The organism is Psychroflexus salis (assembly GCF_014640175.1).
Taxonomy (GTDB): Bacteria; Bacteroidota; Bacteroidia; order Flavobacteriales; family Flavobacteriaceae; genus Psychroflexus; species Psychroflexus salis.
In genome coordinates, this window is record NZ_BMGL01000002.1 from 266,312 (window position 1) to 279,777 (window position 13,466).

Consider the following 13,466-nt stretch of genomic DNA (forward strand, 5'->3'; position numbering starts at 1 on the left):
ATTTAGAAGCGTTCTTCTCCTTTTAAGATTACTACAAACGCACCTTCAATTCCATTTTTACGAAGTTGTATTTTGTGCTGGTCAGCTTCTGCTCTTGTATTAAAAACTCCAGAAAAATAGCGTTTATAACCATCGTTAAACGCATGGCTAAAAACATTGGGTGCATCAAAATTTACATCAGACATAACACCAAATGCACCAATTTGTACGGTGTAAATTTCCTTTGGTGTTGCAGCATTAAAATCGTAGAGGTCTTTTGTTGTAGTAACTTGTTTTTCAGTTTTTTTAGCATTGGCAACGAGTTTAGTTTTGTCAGCTATGCTTTTACGAACTTCGACCGGCGTTTCGTTTTCATTTAAAATTATAAACTCGCTTCTTCGGTTCAGCGCATGTTCTTCTTCGGTACAATCAATACCATTACTACAATTATTTACAAGTTGCGTCTCTCCGTATCCTTTTCCTGAGATTCTGTTTGCAGCGATACCTTTATTAACTATGTAGGCTACTGTAGATTTTGCACGTTTATCGGAAAGAATTTTGTTATAAGCATCTCCAGCTCGGCTATCGGTATGCGAGCGAACATCAATTTTCATTTTTGGATAAGCTTTTAATACTGCAATTACTTTTTGAAGTTCAACTTCTGCATCTGTACGAATGTTAGCTTTATCTAAGTCGAAATAAATAGGGTCTAATTGAAGTAAGTCACTCAAATCGTCTCCTTTTCCAGCTTGAGTAACTCCTAAATCGTCTCCTTCCTGAAGTTGAAGATTTTGCTGAAATGAATCTTCATAAGTGCCGCCAGCTCTAATTAGGTCTTCAAATGTTAAATACCCTTCTTTAGAAACCCGGACTACGTAACGTTTATCACATTCTACTGAGAATGTATATTTGCCATCGATGTTAGTTTGTGTAGATTCAATAAAGTTAAGTTCTTCATCGTACAAATCAACTTTTACATCAGGTATTTTAGTTTGTTCATCTACTTTAGAAATAATACCACTTAAATATTGTTTACACTCGGTAATTAAATCTTCATTTTGTTTAAATCTGTAAATATTATCTGCCCCAATTGTATTGTTTTTGCTACGATTAGAAGCAAAAAAGCCAGTTTGTTTTTCAGAATTGATAATAAAACTAAAATCGTCTAAGGAAGTGTTAATTGGTTTACCTAAGTTAAAAACTTCTCCATATTCTTTTTCAGAATAAATTACGGATACAAAAACATCTAATCCGCCAAGACCTACGTGCCCATTAGATGAAAAAAATAAGAGCCCATCATTACTAACAAATGGGAAGGTTTCTTTTCCTTCTGTATTTATTTCATTTCCAAGATTTCTCGGCTCGCTGTAAGTATCTTCTCCTAAAATATCAACTACGTAAATATCAGACATGCCTATACTTCCAGGCATATCTGATGCAAAATACAATTGCTTTTCATCAGGGCTTAAGCTAGGGTGAGCACATGTAAATTCATTACTATTAAAAGGAAGTTCTATAGGTTTGGACCATAGTTTTTCAAATGGATCGAATTTAGATTTATATATTTTTAAATAGTTAATTCCATCTTCGCTCTCACCGTATTTGTTATTACTAAAGTTGTTACGGGTAAAGTATACTGTTCTTCCATTTTTTGAGAAAGTTGCCGAAGCTTCGTGAAATTTAGTAGTTAGTTCTTCCGAAAAAATCTTAGGATTTCCTTTTGGTTTATAATCATCGTCAAGTTCTACTTGGTATAAATCTAAGTAAGGTTGATTATTCCATTCATGCACTCTTTTTACTGCTGAAGATTTTTCGCGGTTAGATGCAAAAACGAGTGTACTATCTAGAAGTGTTGGTGCAAATTCAGATAAATCAGAATTGATGTTTAAGGTATCAATCTCAAATTTACCAGATTGTAATTCGATTAGTTCTAAGTAGTTTTTTTCTTTTTTAATACGTGTTACTCTAGAATCATCACTTTCTGTCATCTCATCATACTGAATCATAAGCTGATCGGCTTCAGTATATTTTTGGACACTTCTTAAAGCTTGTGCATATCTGTAATAATATTCTTCAGTTAGGTTAGCATCTAGTTGAAATAATTCTGTATACCATTTCTCAGCATTAGTTAAATCGCCATTAAAATAATAGGAGTCTCCAAGTTTTTTAAATAGATTTTCTGATTTATATCCGGCTTTAGCTACTTCTAAATATATATTTTGTGCATCTATAAAAGCAAAGCGCTCAAATTTTTTGTCTGCTTCTTCAAGAAGATCTACTTGAGCAGTAGCATGGTTTTGAAAAATTCCCAAAAACAGTATTAGGTATATGATGTATGTATAATTTTTCATTTTTTCGTTTTAATTTTCCACTGTTTTTTTAAAAGAACCGTGGTGTATACATTTTTTTGTAGCGTTTAAACAATTCGTAGCGTAAAAATACTTCAAAACTTACATTTCCGAACTCTGTAAATTCAGTGGTATCATAATCGTAAGCAAAACCAAGCATTAGTGCATCTGTTGCTTGTATGGCAGTCATTGCGCTAATAGAAGCATCTAGTCGATATGCTGCACCAAGGGTAAATTTTTCATAAAAAAGAAAGTTAGCAGAAAAATCGAAACGCAAAGCTGCTCCTTGAACAGCTCTCGTTAAAATCGAAGGTTTAAATTGTGTATTTCGTGATAAATCGAATACATAACCAGCGGTTAAGTAGTAATGTATTTCGTCTCTAATTCTCGAACTTTGATTTCCTCCATCATCAAAATGTTGTGTTCTAAGCAAAAAAGGTGAGCTTAAACCTACATAAAACTTTTCGCTATATAATTGGAAACCAATACCAACTTGTGGAGAAATTTGACTTCTGATATTTTCGAAGTTGGGGTCAGTCGGATCAAAAATGTTCAATTCATTAAAATTAATATCTCTAAAATGCGCACCACCACTAATTCCCATGCTAAATTTTGTAAATCGATCCAATTGTAGTATGTAGCTATAATTAGCATTTACGTAGGTGTCTTTAGATGGTCCTATTTGGTCGTGAATAATGTTAAGTCCCAATCCCATAGTTCCGTCTTTTAGGGGAGAATGTGTAGAAAAAGTAGCCGTTGCTGGAGCTCCATCTATTCCTGTCCATTGCGATCTAAACAACAAGCCTGTGCTCCATACATCTCGGGTACCAGCATAAGCAGGATTTATGGTCATGGTGTTATACATGTATTGTGTAAAGTTCGGGTCTTGCTGAGCCTTTAATTGGAAAGGACCGAACAAATTAGTTATAAAAACTATTATTAAATAGTAAAATATATGCTTTGAGTTTTGCATGCTTGATTAGTTTAGATACAAGTAACCTTGTTTTCTTTTTTGTTTTCCATCTTCATTTTCATATTCTAATAAATAGAAGTAGGTTCCAGTCGGAAGCCTTTTGTTTTTTTGAATACTTATTCTTCCTTCACTAATTCCTCTAAATACATTTCCGCCAAAACCGTAGTTTTTAGTTTCATAAACCTTAACACCAGATCGGTCGTATATTTTAACATTGTTGTTTGGAAAAAGAGAAAGACCTTCGATTCTAAAGTAGTCATTTCTTCCATCTTGGTCGGCAGAAACTGCGTTAAATACTTCTATGCCATCTTCATCTGGACCATCAGTACCGCCACCATTATCTTCAGTAAAAAAGCCAAAGTTTCCAGCGTCTGTATTTGCATTAACTGGTAATAGAATAGAAGTTGGATTATTGCCTTCAGTTTGTATGGCACCAATTGGGAAATCTGGATCGTTTTCATTAATTGTAATTAAAGCAAAACCTGATGCAAGTTCAGTTTCAAAATTACCATTATTATCTGTAAACAAGGTGTAGATAGTTCCAGCTTGATCAATGATTTCAACTTCAATATTGTCAAGATTTGGTTCTTCTACATCCTGTGTTCCGTTTCCATCCAAATCTTGGTATAGGTGACCAAATACAGAAGCATCAATTACTCCTGTAAGCAAGAAGAAACCATTATTGCCACCAAAGTTATTTTCTGCTTGTAAAGCTTCTAATGTAGTTGGATTGGTTCCTTCTGTTTGGATTGCTCCCGTTGGGAAGTTAGGACTTGTTTCATCGATTAAATATGTAACATTTCCAGGCTCAATATTTGTAACAAAATCACCATTAGGATTGGTGAGTATATTTTGCTCATTTCCGTTACTATCGGTAATTATTATATTAACATTTACAAGATTGGGTTCGTTATTATCTTGTGTTCCATTAGCATTTTCATCTAGGTATAAATGCCCGAATATAGTTGTATTTAAATCATTGGTTACGAAAAATCCATTATCTCCAACATAAAAAGTCACACCTTCATTTACATTTATAGTAGTAGGGTTTGTGCCTTCGGTCTGTTCCGCCCCAGTAGGGAAGTTAGGATCTAGTTCGTTGATGTTAATTGTGATTTCGCCCGCTTCAACTTCTGCTATTATGTTTCCATTTACATCTGAGAAATAGCTTAAAGTAGCATTATTATCGGTTACGAATACTTCAACATCAATCATGTTTGGTTCTCCATTATCTTGATTTCCATTGCCATTTTCATCAAAGTAAAGATGTGTAATAATAAAAGCATTTCCTTCTGATGGTTCTGGCACAAAATAACCATTATTACCACCAAAGTTTTCTTCTCCTTCAAGTGCGTTAACGATAGTTGGATTAGTTCCTTCTGTTTGTACTGCATTTGTAGGAAAGTCTATATCGTCTTCATCAATTAAGTAGGTTGTATTTCCAGCGGCCACATTAGCTATAAAATCTCCGTTAGGATTAGTTTCGACTGTTTGTTGGCTTCCATCACTTTCTGTAATAATTACATCAATATTCGGTAAATTAGGTTCGTTATTTTCTTGGGTACCATTTCCATTTTCATCTAGATATAAATGGCCTGAAAGTGTAGTTGGATCTTCATTTTCTGGTATAAAGAAGCCATTGTTTCCAGCAAATAAAGTTACTCCTTCATTTACATTAAAAGTACTTGGATTTGTGCCTTCTGTTTGAATGGCCCCAATTGGGAAGTTCGGGTCAAGCTCGTTGATGTTGATTGTAATTTCTCCAGCTGGAACTTCAGCAATTACATTTCCATTTCCATCGGAAAAGAAACTTTGAAAACCACTTGGTGTAGAAATAAATACTTCCACATTTTCCATATCAGGTTCTTCGTCGTCTTGATCTCCGTTTCCATTTTCATCAAAATAAAGATGTGTAATAACAAAGACATTGCCTACAGAAGGTTCTGGCACAAAATAGCCATTGTTTCCACCAAAATTATTTTCTCCAGCAACGGTATTAATTGTGGTTGGATTAGTACCTTCCGTTTGAACTGCATCTGCTGGTATTCCACCACTGTTTTCGTTAATGGTGTAAGTAACTTCTCCTGCTTGTACAGGTAAAGTAATATTTCCATTACTATCAGTAAATACATCTATCGAGTTTCCTAAAAAATCTTGAATATTAATTTCAACATTTTCTAAGTCTGGTTCGTTATCGTCTTGTGTTCCATTTCCATTTTCATCTAAATACACGTGAGTACTAAAAATAGCTTCTTCATTACTATCGGGTACAAAATAGCCATTGCTTCCGCCTTGGTTAACTTGACCAGTTAATGCTATGAAAGTAGTAGGATTAGTACCTTCCGTTTGTATTGCATCTGCTGGAAAATCAGCATCATTTTCATCGATTAAATAGGTGATTTCACCAGCTAAAAGTACAGTATTAATTTCACCATTTACATTAGTAGTTAGTACTGTGTTGTTGCCCAAACTATCTGAGAAGTTAACATCTATATTTGGTAAATTAGGTTCGTTGTTGTCTTGCGTGCCATTTCCATTTTGGTCTAAATACACATTCATAAGCACATTAGTGCTTGTTTGTTCATTAGGTACAAAAAAGCCATTATCACCCCCAAAATTATTTTGATTAGCAACAGCCACTAAAGTAGTAGGATTAGTGCCTTCGGTTTGAATTGCATTTTCAGGAATATTAGGATCGTCTTCGTCAATTGTATAGGTTAAGTTACCTACAGCGACTACCAAGCTAATATTTCCATTTGCATCTGTAAAGATGTTTTGAATTGTACCTGCGTTATCAATAACTTCGACAGCTACATTTTCTAGATTAGCTTCGTTAATATCTTGTGTTCCATTTCCATTTTCGTCTAGATATAAATGAGCACTCAGGATAGTTTCATCTTCATTATTAGGTACAAAGAAACCATTGTTTCCTTCAAAATTATCTTGATTAGTTAAAGCTATAATTGTGTTTGGATTTACTCCTTCGGTTTGGATGGCGTTTTCTGGAAATTCAGGATCATCTTCATCGATTAAGACAGTTACATTGCCAGTTGGAACAGTAGCTTGTGCATCTCCATTAGCATTTGATGTGATGGTTTGAGTATTTCCAAACGTATCTGTGAAAATAACATCAATATCAGCTAGATCATCTTCATCTATATCTTGACTCCCGTTTCCATTTTCGTCTACATATAAATGTGTTGATACGGTTGTAGTGATGTTTTGATCAGGTAAAAAATAACCGTAATTACCTGAATTTATTGTATTACCAGCGCTAATTAAAACATTGGTTGGGTTTATGCCTTCCGTTTGAATTGCTCCAGTAGGAAAATCAGGGTCATCTTCATTTATTGTTATAATTGCATTCCCTTCTGTGATTAAACTTTCAAAACTACCATTGATATTTGTAAAAACACTAGTAATATTCCCATTTACATCTTCTAAAATTATTTCAATATTTTCAATACCATTTTCTCCTGCATCTTGAGTTCCATTTCCATTTCCATCTAAATATACTAAGCCATTTACTACCCCTTCATCTTCACTATCCGAAAAGTCGAAAAACCCATTGTTACCGCCAAATGTGGTGGTGTTTGCAGCTACAAAGACCAGGGTTGGGTTTGTGCCTTCTGTTTGAATTGCTCCAGTAGGAAAATCAGGGTCGTTTACATCAATTTCGTAAGCAACATTTCCAGCCACTACATTGATAGAGAAATCTCCATTAGCATCCGTTTCGACGAGTTGAGTATTTCCAAATAAGTCTGTAATTTCAACTCCTACATTTGGCATATTAGGTTCAGTAGCTTGTTGGCTACCATTTCCATTTTCATCGAAATAAAGATGAACACTTAAAGTACCTATATTAGCTGGGTCTGGAATAAAAAATCCATTGTTTCCACCAAAGGTATTGGTATTAGGTGGAAGAAATAGAGAAGTTGGATTTGTGCCTTCTGTTTGAATGGCATCAACTGGAAAGTCAGGGTCATTTTCATTAATTTCGTAAGTTATATCTCCTGAAATTAAGCTTGTTGAAATATCCCCATTTGCATTTGTTTCAATTACCTGAGTGTTTCCAAATGAATCTACAAATTCTACTTCCACATCAGGTAAGTTTGCTTCCGATGGTTCTTGACTACCATTTCCGTTTTCATCTACATACAAATGTATATTTAGTATAGCCTGTATGTTTTCGTCTGGAGTAAAAAAACCATTATCTCCTCCAAAGGTATTGGTGTTTGGAGCTGCAAATAGGCTTGTTGGATTTGTTCCTTCGGTTTGTATGGCGCCAATAGGAAAGTCTGGATCACTTTCATCTATTGTGTAGGTCAAATCTCCTGCAATTATTGCAGTATTTATATTTCCATTTGCATCACTTTCGATTACTTGAATGTTTCCAAAAATGTCTTCAATTTGAATGTCTACATTAGGTAAATTTGTCTCGGTAGGTTGTTGTGTTCCATCTCCATTTTCATCTACATATAAATGAACTTCCAAGTTTGCTATTAGATTAGGGTCTGGAATAAAGTATCCATTATTACCTCCAAAAGTATCCGTATCTGGAGCTACAAAAACAGTAGTTGGATTGTTTCCTTCTGTTTGGATTGCATCTACTGGAAAATCAGGATCATTTTCATCGATTTCGTAAGTTATATTCCCGGCTGGGACAGTAACAGAGAAGTCTCCATCTACGTTAGTTACGATAATTTGTGTGTTTCCAAAGTTGTCTGTTATAAAAATATCGATGTTTGCTATGCCTACTTCACCAGTGTCTTGTATGCCGTTAGCATTTGCATCTAAGTAGACTCTTGCATTTAAGCTGCCTTCGTCATTTGGATCGGGAACAAAATAACCATTATTTCCTACAAAATTTGAAATGCCTTCAGATACAACAACATTTGTTGGGTTTGTTCCTTCGGTTTGTATAGCGCCAATAGGAAAATCTGGGTCATTTTCATTGATAGCATAAGTAACTTCGCCTGTAAAATCGATTGTAACAATTGCAGTAAAATTACCATTAGCATCAGTCTCAACAATAAAAGGGATGTTACTAGCATCTGTAATTTCAACTTCAACATTTGCTATTCCTGCTTCTCCAACGTCTTGTGCTCCATTACCATTGCTGTCTAAATATATATTTCCATTAATTTCAGCAGTTTCTTCATCTAAGATAAAATAGCCAAAATTAGCAGTGTATGTTTCTCCTTGAAGCGTAAGTATTGATTCGGGGTTACTACCTTCGGTAAGTATGGCATTATCTGGAAAATTGGGTTGATTCTCATCTATGCTTATAGTAGTATTTCCAGCAAGTACTAAAGCTGTCCAACTTCCGTCAGCATTTGTAGTTATAATTTGCGTATTACCAAATTCATCTTCAATTAAAATTTGGATTCCGTTAAATCCATTTTCTTCGGGATCTTGATTTCCATTATTGTTGGCATCTTCATATACTGTTCCGCTAATTTCAGCTGCTTCTACAAAACCATCGAATTCGCTAGTGGTTTGGTTAGTTAAAATAGTATTAGTTGTAGGATTTGTTCCTTCAGTTTGAATAAAAAGAGTAGGGAAATTAGGAGAAGAAGTATCGATGGTAGATGTAGTTTCTCCAATAGGTACTTCTAGGGACCAATCGCCATCTACATTACTTGTAACAATTTCAGTTTCGCCAGTACTTTTAAGAATTTCTATAGATGCGTTTTCAATACCCGGTTCGGTTGCATCTTGTATTCCGTTTGCATTTTCGTCTAAATAAACCCTTCCTTCTAAGTTACCTGATTCATAAAATCCGTCAGTTTGTTGGTAAGTTAAGCCGGTTTCAATATCGTAAATAGTAGGATTAGTTCCTTGTGTTTGATCTGCGCCCGTTGGGAAATTTGTTTGAGTTTCGTCTATATTTACAGTTGTGTTTCCAACTGCAGTTGTTACAGACCAATTTCCATTTGCATCTGTAGTAACTATTATTATTGTGTTTAAGCTTGTTTCAATTTCTACATCAACATTGGCTATGCCTTGCTCATCAGGGTCCTGAGAGCCATTTCCATTCGCGTCTAAATACAATGTACCATCTATAATACCAGCATCAAAAAAACCATCATTTTCAGAAAACACAGTTTCTCCTGGGTTTATTGTTGTAGTAGTTGGGTCGGTTCCTTCCGTTTGAAAAGCACCTGTTGGAAAGTTGGGGTCGTTTTGGTTAATCTCGGAAATAACTTCACCAGCACCGATTTGAAACTCCCATTCACCAAGTTCATTTGTAACAACACTCTGCACAGTCCCGAATTGATCAGTAAGAAATATCTCCACGTCTTCAATACCAGGTTCATCTATATCTTGTGTTCCATTTCCATTAACATCTAAATATAATTTTCCTTGTAAATTTCCAACTAAGAAAAAACCGTAACTTCCTATATTAATAGTTGGTGGGTCTTCTTCGCTACTTGGTTCAGGAACATTAATTATAGTAGGGTTGGTGCCTTCTGTTTGAATAACCCCAACAGGAAGACTATTTATAGCTGCAAATATTTGAGTAGTACCTGGAATTACATTTATTAACCAATCTCCATCTTGGTTAGTAGTAGCAAATTGCCCAGTGTTATTGCTATTTATAATTAACATAGTGACGTCTTCAATTCCAGGTTCGCCTATATCTTGCGTTCCATTTCCGTTACTATCTAAATACACTCTTCCTGCAATCGCTGAAGTGTCTGTATTTAAAGTTTCTAAGAAAATCTCTAAAGGAGACTGTGAATAGCTATAATTCTGGAAACTTAAAAAAGTAAGGATGAGAAATAAAAGTATATGTAGATTTTTCATTTTTTGTTAGTTGCTATTACTTTTTATTAAAAATAAATTAAATCGCAAATTAGCAAAAAATTTTGTAAATATTAATACTTAATTTATTTAAATTAAAATATTGAAAATTAAACATTTATATTTAATTTAATATGTGATTTGTAGCAATAGCATTACACATTACTATTTTTTTTGCAAAAATAAGTTTAATAAAAAGGTGAGTTTTGCTTGTTTATACGGTTTATAGGATTAGGTGCTAAAAAACAAGAAGTTATATTTGTTTATTAAATAGAATAAAACTAATTTTGCAGTCCCTTAAGTGTAACAAAGGAAAAGCTTGAAGGACAATTAAATAGAAAAGAAACATCTTCTATGCGTTTTTTACTTAATTTTTCCAAGATGTGTAGGATACAAAAATTAATCTTCAATGGCTGAAGAAACAAAAAAAGCTGAACAACAAGAAGTTGAAAGCAAAGAAAATCAATCTCCAAAAGTAGCTCCGTCTGAGCAACAACAAAACCCAGAAGAATTTTTATCAAACTTTAATTGGCATCGTTACGAAGAAGGTATCGAAGAAGTTGAAGACGATAAATTATCTGAATTTGAAAAATTAGTTGAAGAGAATTTTGTTGAAACACTTAATAATGAAGTTGTTAAAGGTGAAGTTGTTAACCTAACTGACCAAGATGCAATTATCGATATTAATGCTAAAAGTGAAGGTGTTATCTCTTTAAATGAGTTTCGTTATAACCCAGATTTAAAGGTAGGCGATAAAGTAGATGTTTTAATTGATGTAAGAGAAGACGAAGAAGGACAGTTAATTTTATCACACCGTAAAGCAAGAGTAATTAAGGCTTGGGAACGTGTTAACGATGCACAAGCCGATGGTACTATTGTAAATGGTCTTGTAAAATGCAGAACCAAAGGTGGTATGATTGTAGACGTTTTTGGTATTGAAGCTTTCTTACCCGGTTCGCAAATTGATGTGAAACCAATTCGAGACTACGATGCTTATGTAGGTAAAACAATGGAATTTAAAGTAGTGAAAATTAATCACGAATTTAAAAACGTTGTGGTTTCGCATAAAGCACTTATTGAAGCTGATATCGAAGAACAGAAAAAAGAAATTATTGGTCAATTAGAAAAAGGTCAAGTTTTAGAAGGTGTAGTTAAAAACATAACTTCTTATGGAGTTTTTGTAGACTTAGGCGGTGTAGATGGATTAATCCACATTACCGATTTATCTTGGTCTAGAATTAATCATCCAAATGAAGTAGTTGAATTAGATCAAACCTTAAATGTTGTTATTTTAGATTTCGACGAAGACAAAACTAGAATTCAACTTGGATTAAAACAATTAAGCAAGCATCCATGGGAAGCACTTAACGAAAGCCTAAAAGAAGGCGATGAAGTAGAAGGTGTTGTTACTGTAATTGCAGATTATGGTGCATTTATTGAAGTTGAAGAAGGTGTTGAAGGTTTAATTCACGTTTCTGAAATGTCTTGGAGTACTCACTTACGTTCAGCGCAAGATTTCGTTAAAGTTGGAGATAAAGTGAAAGCTAAAATTTTGACTTTAGATAGAGAAGAGCGCAAAATGTCGCTTGGTATTAAACAATTAACTCCAGATCCTTGGACTGATATTACCTCTAAATATCCTGTTGGTTCTAAACACAAAGGTGAAGTTAGAAACTTTACTAATTTTGGCGTTTTTGTTGAGCTTGAAGAAGGTATCGATGGTTTAATTTATATCTCAGACTTGTCTTGGACAAAGAAAATTAAGCATCCATCAGAATTCTGTAAAGTAGGAGATAACCTTGAAGTTGTTGTTTTAGAGTTAGATGTTGAAGGTAGAAAATTAAGCCTTGGACACAAACAAACAGAAACAAACCCATGGGATAAATACGCTACTGAATTTGCAGTAGGTACGAAACATACTGCTGCTATTACTGAAATGGTAGATAAAGGTGCAACAATCGACTTTAATGAAGATGTAACAGCATTTATTCCTACACGTCACTTAGAAAAAGAAGACGGAACTAAATTAGGAAAAGGTGAAGAAGCAGAGTTTATTGTAATTGAATTCAATAAAGAATTTAAGCGAGTTGTTGCTTCTCACACTTCTGTATATAGAGAAGAAGAGCAGAAAATTGTTAAAAATGCTGCTAAGAAAGCTAAAGAAGATCAGCAAAAAACCACTTTAGGTGATGCTAATGCAGAACTTCAAGCTTTAAAAGATAAAATGGAAGGGAAATAATCTTTCTTTACGTCTTATAAACAAAAAGCTCCGATGAAAATCGGAGTTTTTTTATTGTATAGTTAATAATCTTTTATTGATTATCAAAAATTTGATTGATAATTTCCTTAGCCTTTGAAGCATTTTCTTCAGTAACATAAATTTCAACTCCTTTTGTGCCACCGTAAAAACCAGCTCGTAAACCCGATTCTATATTGTTTTTTTCGATAAATTTAATATCATTTTGATGTAAAGCGTCTTTTACTGCTAGGCTATCTGTTTCCCCACCAGCATATATTTTTTCGTAGTTTGATTCGTCCATAATTAATGTGTTATTTTTCTTAATCAACTAAATTACAATTTCTCCTTTTAAATAGCATATGGCATGGCCAGAAATATGAACCTTATTTTTGTTAAGCCAACAAATTAAGTCGCCACCACGTTTAGAAATTTGTTTAGCATTAAAATTATTTTTATTTAATTTTTTAGACCAAAATGGAGTTAGCGTGGTATGAGCTGAGCCCGTAACCGCATCTTCATTAATGCCAAGTTGTGGTGTAAAAAAGCGAGAAACAAAATCTACATTCTCACCTATTGATGTTGCAATAACACCACGATATGGAACTTGACTAATTTTATGTAGGTTGGGTTTTAAACTTCTTACTTCTTTTTCAGATTTAAACAGAAATAATAAGTCTTCTTTTCCATGCCAAACTTCAGTAGGTTCTTGGTTAAATAGGTTGTTGTAAGTTTTTTTATCTATTTCTTCAATGGCATCAACTGGAAAATTTAATTCGAATGTATTTTTTCTTTTTCGTACATGAAGTAATCCACTTTTGGTTGAAAACGAAATAACTTCAGTACTCCATTTTAATTCTTCAAATATTACAAAACCCGCAGCTAATGTAGCATGACCACATAAGTTTACTTCAGCTACAGGAGTAAACCAGCGTAGTTCTATAAATTCTTTCTTCATAACAAAAAACGCAGTTTCCGATAGGTTATTTTCTGTTGCAATTTGTTGTAAAACAAGATCATCTAGCCAGTTGTCTAGCGGGATTACTGCTGCAGGATTTCCGCCAAAAACCTGTTGGGTAAAAGCATCTATTTGATATATTTTTAGTTTCATACTTTTAGTTTA

6 protein-coding genes are annotated in these 13,466 nt (G+C 33.9%); 1 reads left to right on the forward strand and 5 read right to left on the reverse strand.

Features of this window, described 5'->3' with window-relative positions; translation table 11 throughout:
• Window positions 1–2: 2 nt before the first annotated feature.
• The 3 genes from IEV63_RS02475 to IEV63_RS02485 are packed head-to-tail and all read right to left on the reverse strand — an operon-like array spanning window position 3 to window position 10,110.
• Window positions 3–2,330 carry an OmpA family protein gene (locus IEV63_RS02475; RefSeq protein WP_188405169.1) on the reverse strand — a complete coding sequence of 776 codons (2,328 nt, stop codon included), beginning with the start codon at window positions 2,328–2,330 and terminating at the stop codon, window positions 3–5.
• A 28-nt stretch (window positions 2,331–2,358) separates the two neighbouring features.
• Window positions 2,359–3,300, reverse strand: a complete 942-nt coding sequence (locus IEV63_RS02480; RefSeq protein ID WP_188405170.1) for a PorP/SprF family type IX secretion system membrane protein — start codon at window positions 3,298–3,300, stop codon at window positions 2,359–2,361.
• A 6-nt stretch (window positions 3,301–3,306) separates the two neighbouring features.
• The gene (locus tag IEV63_RS02485) at window positions 3,307–10,110 is read right to left on the reverse strand and encodes a T9SS type B sorting domain-containing protein (RefSeq protein ID WP_188405171.1); all 6,804 of its coding nucleotides are present in this window, start codon (window positions 10,108–10,110) and stop codon (window positions 3,307–3,309) included.
• A gap of 406 nt (window positions 10,111–10,516) precedes the next feature.
• Here IEV63_RS02485 and rpsA point away from each other — a divergent pair, with 406 nt between their 5' ends.
• The gene (rpsA, locus tag IEV63_RS02490; protein ID WP_188405172.1) at window positions 10,517–12,346 is read left to right on the forward strand and encodes a 30S ribosomal protein S1; all 1,830 of its coding nucleotides are present in this window, start codon (window positions 10,517–10,519) and stop codon (window positions 12,344–12,346) included.
• A gap of 73 nt (window positions 12,347–12,419) precedes the next feature.
• Here rpsA and IEV63_RS02495 read toward each other — a convergent pair whose 3' ends face one another.
• Window positions 12,420–12,647 carry a putative signal transducing protein gene (locus tag IEV63_RS02495; RefSeq protein WP_188405173.1) on the reverse strand — a complete coding sequence of 76 codons (228 nt, stop codon included), beginning with the start codon at window positions 12,645–12,647 and terminating at the stop codon, window positions 12,420–12,422.
• 27 nt (window positions 12,648–12,674) lie between these two features.
• A complete protein-coding gene (locus IEV63_RS02500; RefSeq protein ID WP_188405174.1) occupies window positions 12,675–13,454 on the reverse strand; it encodes a PhzF family phenazine biosynthesis protein in 780 nt (259 codons plus the stop codon).
• Between the last annotated feature and the right edge of the window lie 12 nt (window positions 13,455–13,466).

Coding starts and splice junctions, on each gene's coding strand:
- IEV63_RS02475 (WP_188405169.1), bottom strand. CDS start 2,330: ATGAAAAATTATACATACATCATATACCTAATACTGTTTTTGGGAATT.
- IEV63_RS02485 (WP_188405171.1), bottom strand. CDS start 10,110: ATGAAAAATCTACATATACTTTTATTTCTCATCCTTACTTTTTTAAGT.
- IEV63_RS02480 (WP_188405170.1), bottom strand. CDS start 3,300: ATGCAAAACTCAAAGCATATATTTTACTATTTAATAATAGTTTTTATA.
- rpsA (WP_188405172.1), top strand. CDS start 10,517: ATGGCTGAAGAAACAAAAAAAGCTGAACAACAAGAAGTTGAAAGCAAA.
- IEV63_RS02500 (WP_188405174.1), bottom strand. CDS start 13,454: ATGAAACTAAAAATATATCAAATAGATGCTTTTACCCAACAGGTTTTT.
- IEV63_RS02495 (WP_188405173.1), bottom strand. CDS start 12,647: ATGGACGAATCAAACTACGAAAAAATATATGCTGGTGGGGAAACAGAT.